Below are 24262 nucleotides of genomic sequence, written 5' to 3' on the forward strand. Positions count from 1 at the left end.
CGAATCGAGCTTAGACGAGTTGAAGATTGATAACGACAACGCATGCCACCAGCAGCGCCATCGCCACCGCGGCCAGTGCATCCCCGCGGCCAAACGTAAGCGCATGCAGACGCGTGCGTCCCCGCTCGCCGTGATAGCAGCGCGCATCCATGGCGGCCGAAAGCGTCTCGGCATGACGGAACACGCCAGTAAACAGCGGAATCGCCACACTGCCGAGCATGCGCACGCCACCGAGCGGACCGCCCGTCACGCGCGCGCCACGGCTTGCCTGTGCATCGGCCGTCTGTTTCATCTCGGTGGCAAATTGTGGCATAAACCGCAGTGCGATACCCATAATCATGCCGAGCTCGTGCGCCGGAAGCCCCACGCGCGCGAATGGTGCGAGCAGGCGCTCAAAACCCGCGGTGAGGTCGAGCGTCGGCGTGGTGAGCGTAATGGCGCTCATGCCGGCCATCATCATCGTCAGACGACACGCCATAAACGTCGCAGAACGCAGCGAGCCCTCGCTCACCTGCAAAAAGCCAAACTGCCACAAAATGCGGCCACTCTGATCGGAAAACAGGTTGAGCACCGCGACCACCACGACAATCGCCAGCAGTGGTGCCATCGACGATAGGACCCGACGCAACGGAACCCGGGCCGCGACATAGACCAGCACGACAAAAATTTCGACCGGAACCAGCCCGCGGAAGCTGCCGACGGTGAGCGCAGTGATCAGAAATGCGAAACCTAGGAGCAACTTAGTGCGCGGATCCAGGCGATGCACTGCGCTTTCCCCCGGATAGTAGCTGCCAAATGAGAATGCCTCCATTAGCAGCCCTCCTCTTGCGTGGCCATCTTGAAACCAGCCTGACGCGACGCCCTCAAAGGTCCGTCCGCGCAGCCTAGCAGCATGCCGGACAGCTCGTCGGCCAGCGACTCAACCGTATAAAGCTTGTCGCAGCGGAGCGGCACACCGGCTTGCACGAGCGACAATGCCATGCGCTGCGCAGCGGGAACGCCCAAACCGATCGATTTGAGCTCGTTCGCGTGCGCAAAAACCTGTGCGGGCGTTCCATCGGCAAACACCGCGCCCTCGTTCATCACAACGATACGGTCACAACAATTTGCCAGGTCATCCATGCTGTGCGAAACCATGACAACGGTCAGGCCCTCACGATGGAGCCGATCGATGAGCTCCAGGAAATCCCTGCGCGCAGCCGGATCGAGCCCCGCCATGGGCTCGTCGAGCACCAGGACCTCGGGCTCCATGGCGAGCACGCCGGCAAACGCCACGCGGCGCTGCTGACCGCCCGAAAGCTCAAAGGGGCTCTTGTCGCCTATCGCGGCAAGGTCGAGGCCCACGCGCGCAAGCGATGTTGTGACACGGCGAACAACCTCGTCTTGCGGCAGGCCAAGGTTGCGCGGGCCAAACGTCACGTCCTGCGCCACGGTCTCGGCAAATAGCTGGCGCTCGGGATACTGAAACACCACGCCGACCTTGGCCTTAACCGCGGCGGCGCCTTTCTTGCTTGATAGGTCGAGCCCCAGTGCGCAAACGCTCCCCTCCTGTGGACGAATCAGCCCGTTGAGATGCTGAACCAGCGTTGATTTACCCGAGCCGGTATGACCCGCCAGGCCCAGAAACTCGCCGCGACGCACCGTCAGCGAAACATCACGTAGCGCCCAGGGGCTGTTTGGATCGTTGCCCCAAAGAGCCTGTTTGCCCGATGCGCCCACAGTGGTCGAGCGCTTGCGCCATCGGCGGCGCTCGCGGGCGCTCAGCGAGTAACTATGCGAGAGGTGCGAAATCTCGATGACGGGTTCCGACGCGACCATCCCGTCGGCTGCAGAGGATGCATGGTCAAGCACACGAGAATCGGATGCGGAGGGCCGCCCAGCGACGTCCGCCCCGCTCCGCTCAGCATAAACCTGTGCAATCTCGGCGACCATATCCGCCTCACGCACCTGCGCGCAAACGGGTACGCCCTTCGCGCGGAGTGCCCTACCTAGACAGCACGACGCCGGCATATCCAGGTTGAGCTGGGCAAGTTCGTCCGCCCGCGTCAGAATCTCCTCGGGCGCACCGAGCATGGCAACGCGCCCCGCCCGAAACACCGCGACACGATCGGCCTCGGCGGCCTCTTCCATAACGTGCGTAATCATCACGATGGTCATGCCGCGATCGTGCAACGAGCGGCAAACCTTCATGAGACCCTTACGTCCACGCGGATCGAGCATCGAGGAAGCCTCGTCCAATATGAGCACGCGCGGTTCCATGGCGAGCACGCCGGCAAGCGCCACGCGCTGCTTTTGGCCGCCCGAAAGTGCATGGGTCTCGCGGCGCTCAAAGCCCACCAGGCCCACACCCTTCAGCGCCTCGCGTACGCGCTGCGCAATTTGCGCCGATGGCACGCCAAGGTTTTCGGGACCAAACGCAACGTCATCTTCGACAAGCGTTGCCACCAGCTGATCATCGGGATTCTGGAATACCATGCCCGCGGTCGAACGAATGTCGTAGACCAACTCGGGATCGGATGCATCCATGCCGTTGATACGCACCGTTCCTGCATCGGGCTGCAGCAGCGCATTCAGATGCTTGGCAAACGTCGACTTGCCCGACCCATTGCCGCCGAGGATGCAGAAAAACTCGCCATCCTCGATGTTCAGATCGATACCGTCGAGCGCCGGCGTGACACCGTCATAGCTAAAGGAAACGCCTCGACAATCAATCATGCGCGGCCTTTGACCTGGTTCTTTTTAGGCGTGATGAGGTTGGAGACCGCCTTGTACACTGCAAGCGTGAGCACCGAGTTGAGCACGGTCTTGATAAGGTTGAACGGCAGCACGGCAGGAACCATGAGCGGAGCGATCGCATCGACCGAGCCATACCAGAACCATACGCCAATGGTAAGGTTTGCGACCATAGACAGCGCCGTAGCGGCAATGACGCCGAACACCAGGCCAATCACGGCACCCTTATAGGTATGCATCTTCTGGTAGACGATAGCCGCGGGCAGAATGTAGCCCAGCGTGGCAACCAGGTTCATAAGCGCACCGACCCAGTCACCCGTGGTGAGCGCGTGAATAACGATAGCCATAGCGGCAACAGCAGTACCGGTGCCGGGACCATACGCAAAACCGCACACCATCGCCGGCACCAGCGACGGGTCGTAGGTCAAAAACGGCGCCGAAGGAAGGATGGGCAGCTGCACGTACATAAACAGGGCGCCCAAGGCGCACATCAGCGCCATGGTAACGAGCTGTTTGGTGCTCCACCTATTCGTGTTCTCAAAATGGATATGCTGCGACTGTTCAGACATAAGATCACCTGCCTCTTTCATCCGGACTCTAACCGTTGGTACTGGGATTTCACCAGTTCAGCCGACATGCGAACCAACGCACGCACGGGTCGCGGACTCATCGGCTCGGACGCAGGTACCTCGCCTGCGCCACGGCGCCCCTCTGGCACCGTCCGATTTACCGCCAGTGGGGAATTTCACCCCGCCCTGAAACAGCAATTGGAAGTGTAGCACGAGCAGGTATTCGCGCAAGTATGTCAAGGGTAATTTATGGTGGGGATCAGTTGCCGCAACAACCACGTTCCCCACCCTCCCCAAAGTAACGCGCTTTTCGCGGCAAAGCCGCGAAACAGCGTCCGGGATACGTATCCCCAACAACCACGTCCTTCTCCGCCCGCCGACTTCAAGGCCGTAAACGCAGGGGATCCGGGGGCGTGACGGGGTTTCTCTCCGGAACATTCCGCAGGACGCAAAGAGGCTCCGCAGCGCAAAGCGCGATGCGGAGCCTCTTTGCATGTCCGAGGACGTTCCGGAGAGAAACCCCGTCACGCCCCCGGGATTCCCGGTGGGAGTTCTAGACCTTGTCGGCCTTAGTACATACCGCCGCCCTGCTGACCGGCGGTAGCAGCAGCGATAGCATCCTCAAGCTGAGTGTTCTTGGGCACATCGGAAACCGTGGCCTCGGTGATGAGGATCAGGCTGGCGACAGAAGCAGCGTTCTGCAGGGTGACGCGGCTGACCTTGACGGGGTCGAGGACGCCCATCTCGATCATGTCGCCCCACTCGCCGCTGGCAGAGTTGAGACCCTGGCCAGCGGGCAGCTCGGCGACCTTGTCGACCACGACAGCGCCCTCAAAGCCAGCGTTCTTGGCAATGGTTGCGACCGGAGCGGTCAGAGCCTTCTTGACGATGTCGACGCCGATCTTCTCCTCGGGGTCGTCGATCTCGACTGCATCGAGCGCAGACACAGCGTCCATGAAGGCGACGCCGCCGCCAGCGACAATGCCCTCCTCGACAGCAGCGCGGGTTGCCTGCAGGGCGTCCTCGACGCGGTGCTTGATCTCCTTGAGCTCGGACTCGGTGGCAGCGCCGACCTTGATGACGGCAACGCCACCGGAGAGCTTGGCCAGGCGCTCCTGGAGCTTCTCGCGGTCGAAGTCAGAGGTGGTGTTCTCCATCTCGCCCTTGATCTGAGCAATACGGGCGTCGATGGCCTCCTTAGAGCCAGCGCCGCCGACGATGACGGTGTTGTCCTTGGAGATGGTGACGGACTTAGCGGTACCGAGCATATCGGCGGTGATGTCAGCGACCTTCACGCCCAGCTCGTCCAGAGCAGCCTGACCACCGGTGAGGACGGCGATGTCCTCGAGAATGCGCTTGCGGCGATCACCGTAGCCCGGAGCCTTGACGGCGCAGACGTTGAGGGCGCCGCGGATCTTGTTGAGGACGAGGGTGGGCAGAGCCTCGCCGTCGATGTCCTCAGCGATGATGAGCAGGCCACGGCCAGCGCGCTGGACAGCCTCGAGAACAGGCATGATGTCCTGGACGCTGGAGATCTTCTGGTCGGTGATGAGGATGTACGGATCCTTCATCACGGCCTCCATGCGGTCGTTGTCCGTGACGAAGTAAGCGGAGACGTAGCCCTTATCGAACTGCATGCCCTCGACGGTGTCGATGGTGATGTCGAACGTCTGGGAATCCTCGACGGTGATGACGCCGTCCTTGCCCACGACTTCCATGGCCTCGGCGATCTTCTCGCCGACCTCGGGGTCACCGGCGGAGATGGTACCGACGGAAGCAATCTGCTCCTTGGTCTCGACCGGCTTGGCCTGCTTCTTCATCTCGGCGACGGCGGCGTTGACGGCCTTGTCGATGCCGCGACGGATGGCCAGCGGGTTGGCGCCAGCGGCGACGTTGCGAAGACCGTCGTTAACGATGGCCTGAGCGAGCAGGGTTGCGGTGGTGGTGCCGTCACCCACGGTGTCGTTGGTCTTGGTGGCGACCTCCTTCACCAGCTGGGCACCCATGTTCTCAATGTTGTCCTCGAGCTCGATCTCCTTGGCGACGGAAACGCCGTCGTTGGTGATGGTCGGGGCACCGAACGTGCGCTGCAGGGCGACATAGCGACCCTTGGGGCCCATGGTGACGGTAACGGCATCGGCCAGAGTGTTGACGCCCTTGGCGAGCTTAGCGCGGGCATCGGTATTGAACGTAATGTTCTTTGCCATGGTAGGTAATCCTCCAAAAGAAATGTGACTCACGTCGCCGCTTCCGAGTCCTATGCGGCGACCGCGTTCAAAGACGAATCAGAGAGCCTGATGAGACTAGGCCTCGACGACGGCGTAGATGTCGTCGGCGCGCATCAGCAGATACTTCTCGCCGTCGACCTTGACCTCGTTGCCACCGAACTTGCCGTAGATGACAACGTCGCCTTCCTTGACGTCCATGGGGATGCGCTCACCCTTGTCGTTGACCTTGCCAGCGCCAACGGCAACGACGGTGCCGCGCTGCGGCTTCTCCTGAGCGTTGCTGGCGATATACAGACCAGAAGCGGTCTTCTGCTCGGCCTCGTCGGGCTTGACCAGAACACGATCTGCAAGCGGTTTCAAAGACGACATGCTTGTCTCCTCCTTTTTGGGCCGCGTGGTTATGCCACGCGAATTAACCCTATTTGTTTGCGTACGCGTTGAATGGTACCCACGAATGGCGGGTTATACAACACAGAGTCAAAAAATCTTATTTTTTGACACTTAGATTTTCTGAATGCCGGGGGGATAACTTGTGCGCAGCTCCCGTGTGGCGCCGGAGGGGCGGGGCATAAGGTTTCCTGCTCGGGCAGTCCTGCTCGCACGAAGGCCACATTACGTGGCCTTCGGCTCGTGCGGAACTCGCGATAAACCTTATATCCCGACCCTCCGGAGCCACACGGGAGCCAAGTTAACTAGTTCGGGCGCGGCATTCAGAAACGTCAGTGCAGCAAAATGGCGATGCGGATAGGAACATGGCCATGGCTTTCGCTGCATGCACGGGTCCCCTGGGGAGCACCGTGCATTTTTGGGAGTATTCAGCAGACCAGGATGGCTGTATACGCGCCAGACACATCTTATTGGTCCCAAGGACGCCTTCGACCGGCGATTTGGGTCGGCAGGCAGACCCCATCAGGGCATAAAGGCATGCCTCGTGCCTGCCCGGACGCCAAAATGACGTCAATCCCCATGACATTACCCGACCGCAACGGCGCCGGCAGAGCTCGCAGTGCTGAATACTCCGTTTTTTGCACGGCCCAGGCGGGGGTACATCAGGGCCAGAAAGAACATCCCAACCTTTTTATGCAATCTGTAATGGGAAGTATGCAAAACACCATGAGGCAGCATTGCAAATGTCCAATTTGAACGCGCGGGGCAGCAGAGCCTCCACCCCACGCACAAATCCGGCAGAGCAGGGACGCTCATAACGATTCCCCACCGATATGCAGACGTGGCTCGAGCGCCATCCCAAAATAAGTCGCCCGGGCCGCGTTTAACGACACGGCATGAGCATCAGCGCTCGTAGATGAGGTTACCGGCTAGGTAGGTGGCCTGAACCTTGGTGGCTTGCAGCTCTTGGGGGTCAACGGTGAGCGGGTTTTGGTCCAAGACCACCAGGTCAGCATACTTGCCGGGCTCCAAGCTGCCGAGGTTTTGCTCGTCGCCTGCTGCATAGGCGCTGCCCAAGGTGTAGTTGCGCAAAGCCGTTGCCGCGTCGATGCGCTCGCTCGGCAACCAGCCGCCCTCGGGCCAGTGGCTTTTGGGGTCCTGGCGTGTGATAGCCGTGTAGAGCACGTCCATGCTGGTAACGGGCGTGATGGGGCTGTCGGTACCGAAGGCTTGGCGAATGCCGCGCTGCTTATAGGTTGCGAACGGCCACATGATGCGGCTGCGCTCCAAGCCCAAATCGCGCTCCGGTCCACCCGGGTCGAGCGTAATGTGGCAGGGCTGGCTCGAGGCGACCACGTTGAGCTTGCGCAGGCGGTCGATGTCCTCGGGCAGGAGGTTCTCCAGGTGCTCGAGCGTGTTGTGGCCGTGCTGGGGCAGGCCGTACAGACCGGCGGCTTCCTCGAAGATATCCAGCGCGGCATGAATCGCACCGTCGCCGATAACGTGGATGCGCACGGCGCGGCCGCGCTCCGCAGCCGCCAGAACCAGCTTGCGCATGCGCTCGGCGGAAACCGTCAGACGGCCTTGGTCGCCCGGGAAGCGCGGATTGGCATAGGGCTCGGTGAGATATGCCGTATGTTCGCTCGACACACCGTCAAAGAACTGCTTAAAGCCCGGCGCCGAAAGCAGTGCGTTGTTCGCGTAACGTGCCTGCAGCTCTTCTAGACGCGACTGGTCATCCAGCAGCGTGGGGAACAGATGGGCACGAATGCCCAGCTTGCCGGCTGTCTGCAGTTTGTCGTAGACGTCGTCGCGGATAAAATCGCAGCCCGGCATGGGCATGAGCGACATGTCGCAGATCGAGGTGATGCCCTGCTCGGCCATGCGCCTCATTTGATCGGCGTAAGCGCTTGCGATGCGATCTTCGCCCAGCCACTCAAGGCAGCGCGGCAACAGCTGCATGGCAGCCGCCTCGTGAGCAATGCCCGTGAGCTCACCGTTTGCGTCCTTGTCGTAGCTGCCGCCCGCTGGCGGCTCGCTGTCGCGCGTGACGCCGAGCGCCTCGAGAGCGCGACTGTTGAGCCACAGCGTGTGGCCGTCGCCCGAGTACATAACGCAGGGACGATCGGGAAATACCGCATCGAGCGACGCCTTGGTAGGATGCTCGGGCGGGTCCCAACGGTAGTCGCGCCAGCCCTGCGTCACAACCCAAGCGTCGTCGGGCAGATCCTGGGAAAACTCGAGCGCGTGCCGCACCAGCGCCACCTCGGACGTGCCCCCATCCATGAGCATATACGGCGAGGAACCGACCGAGGTATGAAAGAAGTGCAGATGAGCGTCATGGAAACCGGGGCAGACAAACTGCTCGCCGTAGTCGATAACCGGCGTGGCGGCAGGCGCGGCGGCGATCACGTCATCGGGCTTGCCGACTGCGACGATACGGTCGCCTGCGATGGCAATCGCCAGCTCACGGGCGGTATCGATGCCATCTTGCGAGGTAAAGACGTTCTTAGAGCGGATAATCCGATCGATATGTTGCATGGGCATCCCCATCTCTGGCAGGAAATTCAACACCCCCGAGTGTACTCCACCGCCACAGTTGCAAAACGTCAAGCGGTAAACGGCACCTTTCCCAACCCCAACGGCCCCGCCTGCCCCTTGTGGACGGGGTAGAAATGGTAGATTTCAGGCTTGACAGCCGCATCCAAGGCTGCGTGCATAAGCAATTTGGACCTGTCAAGGTTACGGAGGTATCCATTTCTACCATTTCTGCCCCGTCCCCAAGTGGCAGGTGGCATACTGGAAAGAGCCTGTACGATTTTGCGATAAACCAGCAAGGAGCAAATCGACCATGACGAAGACCAAGGCACAGCAGATTATGGCAGCGACCGAGGCCCGCGCGGCTGATGACGTCACCGCAGCCATCCAAGATATCGCCGCCGAGTTTGAGCCCTACATCATCAAGCAGCGCCGGCACTTCCATAAGCACCCGGAGCTGAGCCTCGCCGAAGAGCGCACGACTTCTGACATCGCCAACCAGCTCGACGCCATGAATATCCCCTACGAGCGCCCGCTTAAGACGGGCCTGGTGGCGACCCTTCGCGGCACCGCACCCGACGCCTACCGCGAGGACGGCACGCCGCGCCGCCGCATCCTGCTGCGCGCGGATATCGACGCCCTACCCGTCACCGAGCAGACCGGCGAGGAGTTCGCCAGCGTCAACGAGGGCTGCATGCACGCCTGCGGCCACGACTGCCACATTGCCATGATGCTCGGCACGCTGCAGATCCTGCGCCATATGACCGACGACATCCACGGCGAGGTCCGCATCGTCTTCCAACCCAGTGAGGAAAACGGCCAAGGCGCCAAACTCATGATCGGCACGGGCGTGCTCGACGGCGTCGATGGCGCCTACGCCGCACACATCTGGAGTGAGGTCGACGCCGGCACCGTAAGCTGCGAGCCCGGTCCGCGCATGGCCAATACCGACTGGTTCCGCATTGATGTCCGCGGCACCTCGTGCCACGGCGCCATGCCCCAGCGCGGCCACGACGCCGTCATGGTGGCGGCCGAGATCGTCAACGCCCTGCAGACCATCGTTTCGCGCGAGATCAGCCCCTACGAGCCGGCCGTCATTACCGTCGGCGAGCTGCACGGCGGCACCGCGCGCAACGTTATCGCCGGTACCGCCTACCTCGCCGGCACGGTGCGCACCTATGGCGATTCGACGCACGAGGAAATGCCCGAGCTCATGCGCCGCATCGTAGAGCACACTGCGGCGGCCCTGGGCGCCGAGGCTGAACTTACCGACTACACCATCGCCAACTACAAGGTCGAAAACGACGTCGCCTCGAGTGAGCGTTGTCGTCAGGCCGTGGTCAAGTGTCTGGGTGCAGCCGGCGAAGGCCATTATCGCGGCACGCTTTCGGGCGAGGATTTCTCGGAGTACCTGCGCCGTGTACCGGGTGTGCTTGCCTTTGTGGGCACGCGCAACCCCAAGATTGGCGCCACGTACGCCCAGCACTCCTGCTTCTATAAGATCGACGAGAGCGTGCTCGCCAAGGGCTCCATGGTAGCCGCTCAGTATGCCATCGACTTTTTGGCCGAGCCCACGCAAGAGGAGCTCGACGGCCCCGCTATCGCCGCGGTTGCCGAGACCAATCCCGATCTGGCAGCCAAGCTACGCTCTGCCAAGGCAACGGCCGCCGAGGCCCGCGACGCCATGCACGACGCCCGCACCGCCCGCCATGCCGCCATCAAGGGCATCCACGAAGCTCGCACCGCCGCTCGTCACGAGGAGAAGCACAACGAGTAGTCGAATCGCGACCATCTCGCAGCCGTAGCCACATCGCGATGTCAAAGCGGGGGCGGACGTTTCGACACGTCCGCCCCCGCTCATTCGTCAAGCACTATTTCTACCATTTCTATCCCGTCCCCAAATGGCAGGTGACAGGGCTACTCGTCTTGCGGGTCCTCGTCGGAGCTTGGCTCGGGTTCCGTCTCGGGCGCGGGTTCCGTCTCGGGCTCGGGCTCCGTCTCGGGCTCGGACTCCGTCGTGGGCTCGGACTCCGGCGCAGATCCCAGGACAGACTCAGGCGCGACATCCGGAGCGCTGTAACCCGAAGGAGCGGACTTCTTCTCGAAGGGCAATACAAACGTCAGGACGTCATCCTTATCCTCATCGGCCCACTCGCTTGCATAGCGTGCGACCCAATAGCCAACGGCACGGTGCTTGAGCATCTTGCCAAAGACCGTTAGAAATACGGTGACGAAAGCGATCAGCACCAGGAACAGCACGAGTGAGATGCCACCGCCGGTAACAATTGCCTCAATACCCGTAGGACGATAGTAGTAGCTATACATACCGACAGAGGCAATAGCGCCAAAGACCGCCGTCAAGATCCATGTGACAACGTTGGCGACCAGGCCCGTCAAAAACTCGGGAAGGAATGAAGCGCAAAACAGCTTGGTCTTATTGTTCTTAAAGGCCGCCCAGACCTTGTCGAGCGAAAACGCGCTCTCGACGCGACCGGTCACCGCAAAGTGCATCACGGCGATATCGGCGAACATCTTAAAGAAGACTCCCAGGACCGCCGTGGCAATCATAGCCAGGACAAGCAGGCCAAGCGAGCCAAACAGCGCAGTCTCGAGCGCAGAAGAGCCGTAATACGAATACGAGCCCGCCGCGCCAATTACCACGCTCTCCACCAGCGAAAGCACTACACCAATAACGGGAATGGCAGCGATAATCTCGAGCACGACCGAAATAACGCTCGAAAAGACCCCGAGGCCAAACGATGTGGAACGCATCAACGGACGATCCATGCCGTCATCGATCTTAAGCGACAGGTCGCGACCCCACTCGATGCCAAAGCCCGAACCGCACACACTCGCCACGCAGGCGGCCAAAAAGCCGATGGCAGCTGCAATACCGCCGATAACGGGAATGAACAGCACGAGCACCGACACGACGCAGATAAGCGCCGGCAAAAAAGCAATCTGGCACACGCGCTGCAGCACGCCCGGAGTCTTGGTCATGTCTTGGAACGCCTGAGCCACACAGCCCTTTGGCGCATTCGCCACGGGCGGTTGCGGAACAAACTGCTGGGGCCGAGACTGTCCCTGGGGAGCGGGGCCGGCGGCCCTGACCTCGGTATTAGGGGCACCGCACACGCCGCAGAACTTGTCGTTATCGCCCATGGGGGCGCCACACTGCGAACAGAACATCGAAATCATCCCTTCGTATCTAGAGCGAATCACCCAGATCGCAAACGACGTCTTTGGCAACATTATCGCGCAATGTGGGGACAAATACCCCAAGATGACCGATTTGAAACGTAGGCGGCTTTATTCAATGGTTCGAAGGGTATATCCGCGCTAGTTCGTGCCGCGGAAGCCCTTGCCCACGATCTCGGAGCTGTCAACGATCGTGATAAACGCATCTGGATCGATATCGCGGGTATAGCGGCGCAGTTGCACTGCCTCGCGACGGCTCAGCACGCTCATGATCACCGTCACGCAATTGCCCGAGAAGGCACCGTAGCCGCGGCTGATCGTTGCCGTGCGGTTGAGATGCTTGACGATAAACTCCTCGACTTTGCGCGGTTCGGAGCAAATAATCGTACAGACCTTGCGCAAGTGAATGCTCTCGATGGCCTTGTCGACCACAAGCGTCTTGGCAAACAGGCCGAGCACGCAGTACAGGCCAACGCGCGGACCGTACAAAAAGGCCGCGATAGTCACGATGCCGATATCGACCAGTAGCAAGGCGCGTCCGATCTCGAGCGTCGTGCGACGCTTGAGGATCATGGCAAGGATATCGGTGCCGCCCGTCGAGGCGCCAATATCAAAGACAATGGCACTGCCGAGCGCCGGCAAAATCACGGCAAAACACAGGTCGAGCCACATATCGCCCGTCATCGAAACATCCGGCGGAATGAAGAGCTCAAACAGCGAGACGTAGGCCGAAAGCGCAAACGAGGCAAAAACGCTCCAAAGGATTGCCTTGCGCTCCAAAAAGATAAAGCCCAAGACGACGAGAACCGCATTGATGATCCACATAAAGACGCCGACGGGCAGAGTCGGGAACAGCGTGGAAAGAATGACCGACACGCCCGAGGTTCCGCCGAAGGCAAAGTGATTGGGGGTTTTAAAGGCCACGATGGCGAACGCCGTGAGGATCAGGCCCAGATTGAGCTCGGCGAAAAAGCGCGGGAAGCCCGGCTCCTGGCTGCGCTTGCGGCCGGCACGCTCGCCGCGCTCGATATCGGCGCGATCGACCACGCGCTCCATCGGCACCACGGGAGGACGATGCACCTCCTCGGCGGCACGCGATGCCGCCTCTGCCGCGGCGGCCTCAATCGCCCATGCCTTGCTTTCTGTTTCGTGCTCGTCGGCCATTACGGCAACCCCTCGTTAACAATTTGGAAACAATGCGCCCATTAGGGTAACGCGGAACGCGAAGATTGCAACCCTAAGTTAGACGAGCGGAATGACTACATCGAGGGCATATAGAAAACGGTCGACCGCACTTTTGCTTGCGCGGTCGACCGTTTAGCGTTTTCGCAGGTAAAACCTATCGAAACAAACCTGTCCCTATTTGGTAGGTTACTCGTGCTGGCTGGTGCGATGCTCGTACTCCTCGGGGGTGATGACATCCTCGATGCGCAGGTTGACGCCTGCCACCTCAAGGCCGGTCATCGCGGCCAGACGCTCGGTCACGCGCGCCTTAACGTCGTCGAAAATCGCGGGTGCGTAGGCGCCGTACTCGATAATGACGGAAATGTTGACGACCACGCGGTTGTCATCGGTGACCTCGACCGTCACGCCCTTGGTCAGGTTCTCGGCACCAAACTGCTCCTGCACAAAGTGCATAAGGTTGCCCTTCATGCCCAGGACGTGCGGCACCTCGCGGGTGGCCATGGCGACGATCTTCTCGATCACACCGTTGGAATAGGTCAGCGAATCCTCGGACTCGCCCGCTTCCTCGTCATCCTCGTCCGCATCGTCGGCGGGCTCGGCCTCGACGAGCGCCCCGTCCTCGAGCGTTACGTCCTCAGCCTCGGCGGCGACGGTCTCGTCTGCCTCGAGCTCGGTATCGGCCACATCGACCTTCGTGTTAAAAGCCATGGTTCCTCCTTATGCCCACCGCGCACGCGGCGGTCGAATACATACTAGCGGCCGCTAAACAGACGGCCGAAGAAGTTGACGATCCCGTTCTCGCCGTCACGGATCTGGCCAATCACGGCGCCGATCAGCACAAAGAATGCGATGACGAGTGTGTCCCATAGGCCGAGCGTGAGCACCAGCACGGCGAGCACAAAACCAGCGACGGCCCCGAGCGTGGTGTTGGGATGACGGACGGCATAGCTCCAGATGGCCGCCCCCGTACCCTTAATGAGACCCATGGCCTCGTCAAAGTCGTTGGCGGCGCTGTCGTGCTGCTCGCCAGCCTCGGGGGTGGTGTCGGCGGACTCGCTCGCCGGCGTAGCGTTCTGGTCGATCGTCAGGCGCGGGGTGCGGACGGTCTTGTCTTGATTGGTATCACTCACCGGAAACCTCCACGGTCTGGACGGTAGTCTTGGACGGCAAAAAACGGACGCGCGCGGTCGTGCCCGGCGTGCCGAGCATGGTGTCGCAGGCCTCCTCGATACGTTGCTGCATCGCGGTTGCAAGGGAGGCCACGTCCCGGTCATCGAGCGCGATGGCGTCGACCTTAAAACGGACGAGCGATTCGTCGGAACCCTGCACGCGCGCCTCGACATGCTCGACCATCACACGGTCGTCGCGCTCCGCCGCAGCGCGAGCGCACGAGGAAAGCGCTGCGAGGGTGACCTCGATGTTGCGCTCCCCCGCCGGATGTACGCAGGACGGCTCGCGACGCGCGAACATCAGGCGGAAAAACCCGATGAGCACGCCAAGTGCCACGATGGCGGCGCACACCGTAACGACGACGCGAGGCATGGTGTCACGCAACAGCAGCATAAAGCGATACGTATACGGTCCCCAGAACTGGCAGACAAGCGTGCCCAGCGCCACGATGGCGGCGGCAAGGTACACGGTTGCTAGGGCTCGTTTGAGTACGCGCACGCGCGCTCCCTTCAGGTTTCGGTCCACAGAATGCAAAACGATTCGCATCATTATAAAAGAGCCGGGTCCGGTGCCATACGCACGCGGATCCGGCTCATCTATTCCACGAGGCTTGTATGCTCGCTTCATTATGCCCAGATATGCACGGCTTAACCCGTGCAGGCGCTACTCCTCCTCGAGGGCAGCGATGACCTCGTCGGTCATGTCCATGGTGCTGTAAACATCCTGAACGTCGTCGAGCTCCTCGAGACGGTCGATGAGGCGCTGGACCTTCTTGGCGTCGGCACCGGAGACCTCGGTCGGGGTGGTCGGAACCATAGTGGTCTCGGAGCCCTTGACCTGGATGCCCTGTTCCTCGAGCGCCTTGGAAACAGCCATGACGTCGTTGGCGGCGGTCCAAACGATCCACTCCTCGCCGGCGTCCTCGTAGTCGTCGCCACCGGCCTCGGCGATAGCCATCATGAACTCTTCCTCGTCACCGGCAGCACCGTTGGCGATCATGGTCTCCTTCTTGGCGTTCTCGTCCAGGATCTCCTTGGCGACGACGATCTGGCCCTTGCGCTCAAACTGGAAGGCGACGGAGCCGGAGGTGCCCAGGTTGCCGCCAGCGTGGGAGAAGGCGGAACGGACATCGGCGGCGGTACGGTTGCGGTTATCGGTCAGGCAGTCGACGTAGACGGCAACGCCGGCGGGACCATAGCCTTCGTACACGATGTTCTCGTAGACGGCGGCATCGGCACCCGAACCGAAGGCCTTGTCGATAGCGGACTTGATCTTGTCCTTGGGCATGGACTGAGCCTTGGCCTTGGCAACGGCAGCGGCGAGGCTGGCGTTGTTCTCGGGCAGCGGGTCGCCGCCGAGACGGGCAGCAACGGTGATGTTGCGGCTCAGCTTGGAGAAGAGGGCGGAACGCTTGGCGTCCTGCGCGCCCTTACGATGCTTGGTTGTGGCCCACTTAGAGTGTCCGGACATACGTGTCTCCTATCGGTTTCGACCTAAAGCCCAGCGCAGATGCTCGGGCAATATAAACAAACGTCGTTATGATATACCTACTGGCCTGCGAGATAAACCCCAAAATGAAGGCGTCGTGATGATGCAGCCCCTTGGTGCAAAGTAACCTGTCCCCTTTGCACCAAGTTAGAACCAGAGGAGGTCGCTGCGGGTGATGGTGGCGCCGATGGCGAAGGGCATGCAGGCGATGACTGGATACAGGTAGCGCATGTAGGTCGAGCCGTTGCAGGGACCGATCAGGCACACGGCGAGCACACCCAGCAGCGGCACCCAAATGGCCAGCCCGCGCCACGAATGACGACGTAGCAGATAGACCACCACAGCGATCATGATCCACACATAGGTGGCCGAGCTCATGGTGAGCGAGATAAACGGGATGCGTTGTACTGCCACGCGATACAGGTTGATCAGGTGGTCGCACCAGCGCACAACCTTGCTATCGACCGGATGGAAGTCGAAGTACTTGAGGTTATCGGGCTTCGCCATGATCTCGGCACTGCGCGCCGTGCTGTAGACCCACGCATCGCGGGCACTCGGATAAAAGTAGCCGTAGTAGTTATTGATGAGCGCCGAGATATAGCACTCGGGATCCTTTTTGAACATCTGGGCCCACGCCTCAAAATAGGCCTTGATGTCCTCCTGCGAGGCGTACTCGTTAAAACAGTTTTTTACGGCATCCGACTTGTCGGGGTTGTAACGGCGGCCCAGATTCTCGTACTTGAGCACCCGATCGATCGCAGCGCGTTCCTTATCGGTCACCAGACCGTCGCAGGGAGCTTCCTCAATCGTGCCGTCGTCTTTGACCTTGGGGTTAACGCCCGAATTAAGGCCGTCGTGCTTTTGGACGAAGCGCGCCGTCTGTTGAAACGGAATCGAGAGGATCTCGCGCTTGGAGCCCGGCGTGATATCGTGCGCGGGCATAAAGACCTTGGTAAAGTACATGTTGGAGGCAAGGCAGAGCACGAGCACCGCGAGAACGCCGGCCCAGCGGAAGCGCGGCGTGGCGCATGAGGGTGCGACGCCAGACTGTTTGACCACGCGACGGGCCACATGCGCGTCCCAGGCGCAAAACGCCGCCGCAATCACGCAGGCCGCCAACGGAAAGACCAGGCCGCCATTGCGCAAAAACGTGGAACCCATGGCGCCCAGCACGAGCAACAGCCAGTCGTGGCGCGCAAAGAGCACAGGCGTGCGCTCGCCCGCGCGCTCGGCATTGACATCGCGACGGGGCAGGCCACATGCCACGAGCTTGACGGTCTGAACGAGCAGTACCAGAAACGCATCGGCAAACAGTACGTCTTTGGTCAGCAGCGCCGCGTAGTTGGAGAACATCGGCATAAACGCAAAGAACAGCAAGATGACGCCGCGGACCGGCAGGCTCACGCCCAGCTTGCGCAGCGACGATATGGAATAGGCCACGCAGGCGGCCGTGATGACAAATTGGGCGCAGGTGTAGATGGCAAGACCCGCATTGGCGCTATTGAATAGCGAAAGCCCCAGTTGCACACACGAGCCGATGATGGCCGTGTGCACCACCGGATGATGGCCGTTGAGCAGCACGTTGGGGTTAAGCAGGCGCAGGTAGTCGCTCGTGCCGTTGGGGTAGTTGAACCATTGGCGGATCTGCGCGCCCGTATCTCCCATAAAGAGGCCGGGCAGCGAGGCGATAAGCGTGGGCGCCCAGACAATCATGAGTACAAGAAACGGCCCAACAAAAGGATGGACCGAGAGCACGGCGTGGGTAACACGCCACACGCGGCCAAAATGCGCCTCCGAAAACGGAATGCGGCGAGAACTCAACCAATCCAAAAACTCAAAAGCCAGATAGAAGGACACAATCGCCAGAAGCATCCAGCCCGCGCCGCCAATCCAGGCGCAGATAACACGCGCCTTGTCGCCCAGCACAATCTCGGCCGAATCGGTGAGGTCGTAACTGCGGCCGAACACCATGCAGACGGCAAAGAACAGCGACGGCAGCACGACCGAGGGGCGCCAAGCGTCACCGCGGCCAAAGAACACATAGCGAAACGGCAGCGTGAGCAGGCAGGCCAGCGCGAGCAGCATCACAGCGTCGGTATGGCCGGCAAATGAGAGGAGTACCTCGTAGCACACGTAAAGTATGCCCGAGGCCTTTGGATCGATCGCCAGGACCGCGTTGCTCGACACCGGGGCGGGATCGATGGAAAACGCCGTGGTCGCCAGCAGGGCGAGCAAAAATGCGACGAGCGTCTGCTTGGCGGGATAGCGCTTAAACCAAACGATGCGGGCGGCGTCGCGCGCAGCCGTTGTGGAGAGATCGGAATCCTTCACAGTCCGAAAAGCCTTTCTAGAAACCTGCCAAAAAGGGACAGGTTTATTTTGGCAGGTTTTATCTGGGGAAACGTTACGGTTCTGTCATCGTTGCCTGGCAAAACCGCCACAAAGGCGCCTGTCCCCTTTGTGGTGGTATGTGGTGGTTAGGCGTCGAGATAGATGCGCTGGGGACGGTTGCGACGGAGGGCAAAAATGATGAGCGCCAGGCCCGCAATCACGAGCGGCAAACTCAGCAGCTGGCCCATGGTGATGACGCCGCCCAGCAGATAGCCCAGCTGGGCATCGGGCACGCGCACGAACTCAACGAAAAAGCGGACGATGCCGTAACCCATCACAAACACACCCATAAACGTACCCTGGGGCAGCAGCGGTTTTTTGCGGCTGAGCACCTGCAGAATGCAAAAGAGCACAATGCCCTCGAGAAATGCCTCGTAGAGCTGGGATGGATGGCGCGGCATATCGCCCGCGGTGCCGCCAAAGATCACGCCCCAGGGCAGATCGGTCGGCTTGCCCCACAGCTCGCCGTTGACAAAGTTGGCGCAGCGCCCCAGGCACAGGGCCAGCGGAGCACCGATAACGGCAAGGTCGGCGATGGTCCAGGCGTCGAGCTTGTACATGCGGCACACGAGCACGCCGCCGATGATGCCGCCCACCAGGCCGCCATGGAAACTCATGCCGCCTTCGTTGGTGGCAAAGATCTCGAGCGGATGCGCCCAGTAGTAGCCGTCACCGTAAAAGATGACGTAGAACAGACGGGCGCCAATGATGAGGCCAAAGACCACACCAACCACGACACTCATCAGGTCGTCGACCGTAATGTCAAAACCCCAACGACGCTGCGTGCGGTACATGACGACCGCCGTGAGCAGAGCTCCGACCACATAGGCCAAGCCGTACCAGTAGATGGTGATGGGCCCCGCCGAAATGGCGACAGGATCAAGCATATGGTAGAGGTCGTTGAGCATATCGGTCCCCCTGCTCCCTACATACAAATGCGGCCGCGGGCCTTTCGCTCGCAGCCGCACATTTGGGCATGACGTCTATGCGGAGCACATCGCCCGCAGCTTTCGCTTCTCAGAACGGCGCATACTCGTCGTACAGATCCTCGACCTCGCCGGAGGCATTGACCTGCTCGACACGCGTAACGCCGGGCACGTGCTCCTTGAGGATACGCTCGACGCCCATGGAAAGCGTCAGAGCGCTCATGGGGCAACCGGCGCAGGCGCCCTGAAGCTCCAGCTTGACGACGCCCTCGTCATCAACGCCCATATACTCCATGTCGCCGCCGTCGGCCTGCAGGTTGGGGCGAATCTCTTCAAGAACCTTCTTAAGCAGCTCTTCGTTAACAGCCACAGGGGCTCCTTTCTCACAATAACGCGGGCGCGCCCGCGGACAGAGCTATGTTACTACAGCCATGTACCCGCTCGCGAGCCGTCCATGCGCGCGGACACGACTTTCACGAGCAGTTAATTTGACAGTCAATTTGGAACGGGGCTTAATTAGCCGCTTTTGCCAACGCCCGGCGCTCGTACACGCTGCCGCTACTGCTGCGTTTGTTCCCCGGTACCAATGTGGACATCGACGATAACCTGGCGGAAGCTAATGCCGCAGGAGTCGAGAATGCGGCGACTGATGCGGCCGTCGTCGGTGTCGGCGTACTTATTGTCCAGATAGACAACCTCGCCCACACCTACCTGCGCCAGGATTTTGGCACAGTCGTGGCACGGGAACAGCGTGACGTAGACCGTGGAACCCTCAAGGTCCTTGAGCGAGCCGCGGTAGTTGAGCACGGCATTGGCCTCGGCATGAACTACGTAGTTATGCTTGTCCTGCAGCGGGTCATCGCTCGTGCCCCACGGGAAAAAGTCGTCGTTGAGCGCCGAGGGCGTACCGTTGTAGCCCACCGAAAGAATGCGGTGGTTGGTGCTGGCGATGCACGCGCCCACCTGCGTATTGGGATCCTTGCTGCGGCGCTGCGCGGCGATGGCCACGCTCATAAAGAACTCGTCCCAGCTAATAACGTCGCGGCGCTTGCCCGACGCGGTTTGATGAAGATCGTCCGACATGGCAGACACCTCCGAAATCGAAATAGTTTGGCCCATTGTAGCAGGTGAAAGGCGGGGCTGTTTCCTCCCGGCGCCGACGTTCTTGGCTTTATGCGCGGCGAGGCTTTTGGTTGATGCGGTACAGCTCGGCGAGACCCCGCAGCGTCAGCGCGTCGTCTACCGTCAGGCTGTGGCCGACCAACGCCGCGAGCGCCTCGGCATCGTCGCCGGTGATGACAATGGGCACGCCGCCCTCGCCTGCCGCCTTGGTCGAGCGCATCTCGGCAAGCACCATGTCGAGCATGCCGTCGATACGGGCCACCTCGCCCAAGACCACGCCCGACCGCATGGCCTCGCGCGTGTTGCGACCGATCACATGCGTGGGTGCCGAGGGCTCGACTTGCGGCAGGCGCGCCGCAGCGGCCGAGAGCGAGCGAGCGCCGAGCGCCAGCCCCGGCGCGATAACACCGCCGACAAAGGTTCCGCGTGCATCGATGACCTCGATATTGGTCGTAGTGCCCAGGTCGATCACGATGCACGGAGAGCCGTAGACGGCACGGGCCGCCACGGCGTCGGCGATGCGATCGGGACCGATCTCGGCCGGGTCGTCGTAGTGCACGGGCATGCCGGTCTTAAGTCCCGGCCCCACGGAGAGCACGCGCCCCGTGCAGGTACGGGAAAGTGCCGCCTTCCACGGGCGCTCGAGCGCCGGCACCACGCAGCTCAGCACTGCTGCCGCGGGAACGAGCACACCAGGCATGCCCGCATCGGCTGCCAGTGCGCCCATGACCCGCGCGAGCCTCATGCGCGCCTCATCGGCCGTAATGCTCGGCGGCGTCGTGATCTCGCACGTCGCAAGCGGGCATTCCTGCGCCGCGGCCGAATCCTCGGCAAACAGACCAAAGCGAATGAACGTGTTGCCCACGTCGACCGTCAATATATATGCGCACCCATTAAGCATCGTCGGCGCTCCTTTCGTCTGCCCAGCAGTATATCGCCTACCCGAACCAGCCATCCCAGGTAGTCATTTTGGGACGGGGCTATTTTAGCTACCCCAATATGTCGGTTGATATTTGCCCCAATCCCAGATAATTCGTCGACTGTCAAAGGGTAGCTAAAATAGCCCCGTCCCAAAATGACTACCTTGCCGCTATACTGATGCGCGGTCGTGCGCGAGCTCACGCGGCGGCCCTTGGTAACCCGACTTCCCGCGCCGTATCCGTAGCGGCGCTTGCGGGGGAAGCGGATATACGCAAAGGAGTTCTATATGGGCAATCCCTCGAACCGCACCTCTATGCGCGGTCAACTCACGCTGCGCGGCGTCGTCATCGGCGTCCTTGGCTGCGTGATTATCACGGCAAGCTCGGCCTACACGGCCCTCAAGATGGGCGCCCTCCCCTGGCCGATCATTTTCGCTGCCGTCATCTCGCTGTTCTTCCTTAAGCTCATGGGCAATGCCAGCCTCAACGAGGCCAACGTTACCCACACCATCATGTCCGCGGGTGCCATGGTCGCCGGCGGCCTGGCGTTTACCATCCCGGGCGCCTGGATGCTGGGCTATGCCGACCAGATCAGCTGGCTCGACATGTTTATCGTGGCGCTCGCCGGCACCATCTTGGGCCTTCTGGCAACGGCGCTCATCCACCGTCACTTTATCGTGGACGCCGCGCTGGAGTTTCCCACCGGCAACGCCGCAGCCCAGACCCTGCGTGCTACCGAGGCTGGCGGCAAGACCGGCAAGCAGCTCTTTGGCTCCATGGCCATCGCAGGCATCTATAGCGTGCTGCGCGACGCCCTGGGCGTGGTGCCCAGCATGCTGTGCACGCTCAATATCCCCGGCGTGACCTTTGCCATCTACAACTCGCCCATGTTGCTGTCCATCGGCTTTTTGGTGGGCTTTGCCCCCGTCGCCTTCTGGTTTGCCGGCGCGCTGCTGGGCAACTTTGGCATTATCGTCGGCGGCACCGCTGCCGGCCTGTTCGATATTGTGACCGCGCAGGGTATCGTCAAGTCCTTAGGCATGGGCCTTATGATGGGCTTTGGCGTCGCCGTCGTCCTTAAAGACATCCTGCCGCAGGTCGCCGGTATCGTCCGCGGTCTTGCCGCCGACAGCTCCACCGACACCGACGAGCAGTCGCTCATCTCGAGCTCGCTTAAGCTCGACGCCGGCATCATCGGCCTGGGCACCGCCGCCATCGCCGTGATCATCGCCATCGCGCTCGACCTTGGCCCCGTCCCAGCCGTCATCGTCACGCTGTTCACCTTTGTCACCACCATCATGAGTGCGCAGAGCTGCGGTCAGACGGGTATCGACCCCATGGAAATCTTTGGCCTCATCGTCATGCTCATCGTAGCGGCCTTCGCGCAGCTTGCGCAGGTCAAGCTGTTCTTTATCGCCGGCATCGTGGCCGTGGCGTGCGGCCTTGCGGGCGACGTCATGAACGACTTTAAGGCCGGCGCCGTGCTGGGCACCAACCCGCGCGCACAGTGGATCGGCCAGGCCATCGGCGGCATCGTGGGCGCACTGATCGCTGCCGCCGTCATGGTCGCGCTCGTCACCGCCTATGGTCCGGACGCCTTTGGTCCCGACAAGAGCTTTGTGGCCGCGCAGGCAAGCGTAGTCGCCACCATGGTCTCGGGCATCCCGAGCGTGCCGTGGTTCGCAGGCGGTTTTATCGCCGGCATCGTCATGTATTGGCTCGGCATTCCGGCCATGATGATCGGTCTGGGCGTGTACCTGCCGTTCTACATGTCGCTCACGGCCTTCTTGGGCTCCTGCGTCAAGCTCGCCTACGACAAGTGGGCCGCACGCCGCGATGCCGTTGCCGAGCTTTCGGACGAGGAGAAGGCTTCCAAGGATGCTGCCTTCCAGGAGCAGGGCCTGGTCGTCGCCAGCGGCCTGTTGGGAGGCGAGTCCATCGTCGGCGTTATCCTGGCGTTTGTCTCCGTCGGCCTGAGTCTGCTGGGCTAAACCCAACAACAATGTACCCGTACAGAGCGCGGGGTCGGAGACCATCCGGCCCCGCGCTCTGTATCTGTCGAAACACTCGGCCGCAACCGCATTTGACGTCCCCCTTACCTGCTCGTCTAAGTTTCACGTCAAGATGACCGCCCCGCCCGCCACGGTGTAGAGTACATGCTGCGAGCGCACCCGCGTTCCTGCGGCAATACGAGGTGGACATGGAACTCGACAAACAACAGATCAAGCGACTACGCAAACGCCATCACCGGCGCCACGGCATTCGACCTGCCCATAGTGAGGCCCTGGAGAACACCGGCCGCTTCCTAAAGCGCGCATTCAACATTCGCGAGGGTCGCGCGCCCTATCACGTGATTCGCAAGCGCTTTGTAAACGGGGCGCGGCTGACCGGCTCGCACTTATGCATCCTCATCATCGCCATGCTCATCGCGAGCATCGGCCTCGATATCGACTCGGACATTGCCATCGTGGGCGCCATGCTCATCTGCCCACTCATGGGCTCGGTCCTTGCCATGGCATATGGCATCGCCACGCTTGACCGCGAGATTGCCGTCGAGGCCGTCGCCGGCCTCGCGCTACAGATGGCCTTTTGTCTGATCACGTCCACGCTGTATTTTAAGCTCTCGCCCCTTGGCACCACCACGCCCGCCATCATCGACAACTCGACGCCCACTGTGTGGGACCTTGCCGTCGCGCTCGCGGGCGGCTTTGCGGGCGGGCTGGGCAACTCGCGTGACCAGGAACCTGCCACGCTTATCGCCGGCGTGGCCGTGGCGACCGCGCTCATGCCGCCCCTGTGCGCGGCGGGCTATGGCATCGCCATTGCAAGCGGGTCACTGTTTCTCTCGGCGCTTTATGAGTTTGGCGTCAACGTGGTCTTTATCGCACTGGCTGCCGAAGCCGTGCTGCTTCTTTTGCGCGTGCCACTCAAGCGCGACCTGAACGGCGACGGTATTGTGACTGCTGAAGAAAACGCCGAGGTCAACGAGCTATCGCGCAAGGTGCGCCGCCGCATCATCGTGGGCACGGTGATCTTTGCCATCCCCTGCATTATTATGACGGCGGGGTCTATTGGCTCGGCGCAGGCCGGCGTGCAAGACGGCTACGGCGTCACTGAAACCACGCGCGAACTTGCGGCGGTGCTGCCGGGCTTTAAGGATTACACCGTCGCCGTCGAGACCTCGGCTACCGAAGGCGACAAGGAGGGCGTTGTCGAGCGCCAGACTGTCGCTCGCGTAACGACAAGCGAGACGCTCGGGGCGCACGACCGCCGTGTTGCCCGCAAGCTCATCGACCTCAACGTACCCGAACTCGATCGCGTGGAGTTTGACGTGAAGTGATGCGGAACGTGAGGTAGGCCCGGTACGAGCGCGCGCAGCCGCGGGGCACAGGCACAGCCAAGCGCAG

General features: G+C 61.4%; 20 protein-coding genes and 1 riboswitch. Of the genes, 3 read left to right on the top strand and 17 right to left on the bottom strand.

Annotated elements, in window-relative coordinates; genetic code table 11:
* Nucleotides 1-10: 10 nt before the first annotated feature.
* The 6 genes from ACTQ05_RS05030 to ACTQ05_RS05055 form a co-directional block, all read right to left on the bottom strand.
* Nucleotides 11-811: an energy-coupling factor transporter transmembrane component T family protein gene (locus ACTQ05_RS05030; RefSeq protein WP_441535954.1), complete on the bottom strand. Its 801-nt coding sequence runs from the start codon at nt 809-811 to the stop codon at nt 11-13.
* Complete coding sequence (locus ACTQ05_RS05035) at nt 811-2715, bottom strand: energy-coupling factor transporter ATPase (RefSeq protein WP_441538171.1); 1905 nt, start codon at nt 2713-2715, stop codon at nt 811-813. Before ACTQ05_RS05035 ends, ACTQ05_RS05030 begins: the two co-directional genes overlap by 1 nt.
* Complete coding sequence (locus ACTQ05_RS05040) at nt 2712-3302, bottom strand: ECF transporter S component (protein ID WP_441042574.1); 591 nt, start codon at nt 3300-3302, stop codon at nt 2712-2714. The genes ACTQ05_RS05035 and ACTQ05_RS05040 overlap by 4 nt, the downstream gene beginning before the upstream one ends.
* A gap of 5 nt (nt 3303-3307) precedes the next feature.
* A riboswitch (FMN riboswitch) is annotated at nt 3308-3500 on the bottom strand.
* Nucleotides 3501-3871: 371 nt separating this feature from the next.
* Nucleotides 3872-5509: a chaperonin GroEL gene (gene groL, locus ACTQ05_RS05045; RefSeq protein ID WP_441538174.1), complete on the bottom strand. Its 1638-nt coding sequence runs from the start codon at nt 5507-5509 to the stop codon at nt 3872-3874.
* Nucleotides 5510-5605: 96 nt separating this feature from the next.
* Entirely contained in the window at nt 5606-5899 is a 294-nt protein-coding gene (groES, locus tag ACTQ05_RS05050) for a co-chaperone GroES (RefSeq protein ID WP_427718293.1), read from the bottom strand.
* A gap of 921 nt (nt 5900-6820) precedes the next feature.
* The gene (locus ACTQ05_RS05055; protein WP_441538176.1) at nt 6821-8464 is read right to left on the bottom strand and encodes an amidohydrolase; all 1644 of its coding nucleotides are present in this window, start codon (nt 8462-8464) and stop codon (nt 6821-6823) included.
* A 304-nt stretch (nt 8465-8768) separates the two neighbouring features.
* Between ACTQ05_RS05055 and ACTQ05_RS05060 the strand changes: the two genes are divergently transcribed.
* Nucleotides 8769-10232: a M20 family metallopeptidase gene (locus ACTQ05_RS05060; RefSeq protein WP_441067625.1), complete on the top strand. Its 1464-nt coding sequence runs from the start codon at nt 8769-8771 to the stop codon at nt 10230-10232.
* Nucleotides 10233-10372: 140 nt separating this feature from the next.
* Here the strand turns inward: ACTQ05_RS05060 and ACTQ05_RS05065 are convergent, their stop codons facing one another.
* The 11 genes from ACTQ05_RS05065 to ACTQ05_RS05115 all read right to left on the bottom strand — a co-directional run bounded on the left by ACTQ05_RS05065 (nt 10373) and on the right by ACTQ05_RS05115 (nt 20836).
* Complete coding sequence (locus ACTQ05_RS05065; protein ID WP_441538178.1) at nt 10373-11644, bottom strand: zinc-ribbon domain-containing protein; 1272 nt, start codon at nt 11642-11644, stop codon at nt 10373-10375.
* Nucleotides 11645-11794: 150 nt separating this feature from the next.
* Nucleotides 11795-12817: a YitT family protein gene (locus ACTQ05_RS05070; protein WP_441538180.1), complete on the bottom strand. Its 1023-nt coding sequence runs from the start codon at nt 12815-12817 to the stop codon at nt 11795-11797.
* Nucleotides 12818-13024: 207 nt separating this feature from the next.
* Entirely contained in the window at nt 13025-13546 is a 522-nt protein-coding gene (locus tag ACTQ05_RS05075) for an Asp23/Gls24 family envelope stress response protein (RefSeq protein WP_441538182.1), read from the bottom strand.
* Nucleotides 13547-13590: 44 nt separating this feature from the next.
* Nucleotides 13591-13968, bottom strand: a complete 378-nt coding sequence (locus tag ACTQ05_RS05080; protein ID WP_427795557.1) for a DUF2273 domain-containing protein — start codon at nt 13966-13968, stop codon at nt 13591-13593.
* Nucleotides 13961-14506, bottom strand: a complete 546-nt coding sequence (locus tag ACTQ05_RS05085; protein ID WP_441015154.1) for a hypothetical protein — start codon at nt 14504-14506, stop codon at nt 13961-13963. Before ACTQ05_RS05085 ends, ACTQ05_RS05080 begins: the two co-directional genes overlap by 8 nt.
* Nucleotides 14507-14671: 165 nt before the next feature.
* Nucleotides 14672-15478 (bottom strand): YebC/PmpR family DNA-binding transcriptional regulator, encoded by an 807-nt coding sequence (locus ACTQ05_RS05090; RefSeq protein WP_154514825.1) that lies wholly within the window; start codon nt 15476-15478, stop codon nt 14672-14674.
* Nucleotides 15479-15643: 165 nt separating this feature from the next.
* The gene (locus ACTQ05_RS05095) at nt 15644-17827 is read right to left on the bottom strand and encodes a DUF6020 family protein (protein WP_441538184.1); all 2184 of its coding nucleotides are present in this window, start codon (nt 17825-17827) and stop codon (nt 15644-15646) included.
* 146 nt (nt 17828-17973) lie between these two features.
* On the bottom strand, nt 17974-18795 hold the full coding sequence (gene lgt, locus ACTQ05_RS05100; protein WP_427747670.1) for a prolipoprotein diacylglyceryl transferase: 822 nt from the start codon (nt 18793-18795) through the stop codon (nt 17974-17976).
* Nucleotides 18796-18904: 109 nt separating this feature from the next.
* Nucleotides 18905-19183 (bottom strand): NifU family protein, encoded by a 279-nt coding sequence (locus tag ACTQ05_RS05105; RefSeq protein WP_427718265.1) that lies wholly within the window; start codon nt 19181-19183, stop codon nt 18905-18907.
* Between the two features lie 188 nt (nt 19184-19371).
* Nucleotides 19372-19896, bottom strand: a complete 525-nt coding sequence (locus ACTQ05_RS05110) for a deoxycytidylate deaminase (protein ID WP_154514829.1) — start codon at nt 19894-19896, stop codon at nt 19372-19374.
* Between the two features lie 88 nt (nt 19897-19984).
* The gene (locus ACTQ05_RS05115) at nt 19985-20836 is read right to left on the bottom strand and encodes a type III pantothenate kinase (protein ID WP_441538186.1); all 852 of its coding nucleotides are present in this window, start codon (nt 20834-20836) and stop codon (nt 19985-19987) included.
* Between the two features lie 306 nt (nt 20837-21142).
* On the opposite strand from ACTQ05_RS05115, the gene ACTQ05_RS05120 reads away from it, so the two are divergent.
* Both ACTQ05_RS05120 and ACTQ05_RS05125 read left to right on the top strand, forming a co-directional pair.
* On the top strand, nt 21143-22846 hold the full coding sequence (locus tag ACTQ05_RS05120; protein WP_441538188.1) for an OPT/YSL family transporter: 1704 nt from the start codon (nt 21143-21145) through the stop codon (nt 22844-22846).
* Nucleotides 22847-23055: 209 nt separating this feature from the next.
* Nucleotides 23056-24195, top strand: coding sequence for a DUF389 domain-containing protein (locus tag ACTQ05_RS05125; protein WP_441538190.1), 1140 nt, complete (start codon nt 23056-23058; stop codon nt 24193-24195).
* Nucleotides 24196-24262: the final 67 nt, after the last annotated feature.

The organism is Collinsella sp. LCP21S3_A9, assembly GCF_052118785.1.
In the GTDB taxonomy this organism is placed as follows: domain Bacteria; phylum Actinomycetota; class Coriobacteriia; order Coriobacteriales; family Coriobacteriaceae; genus Collinsella.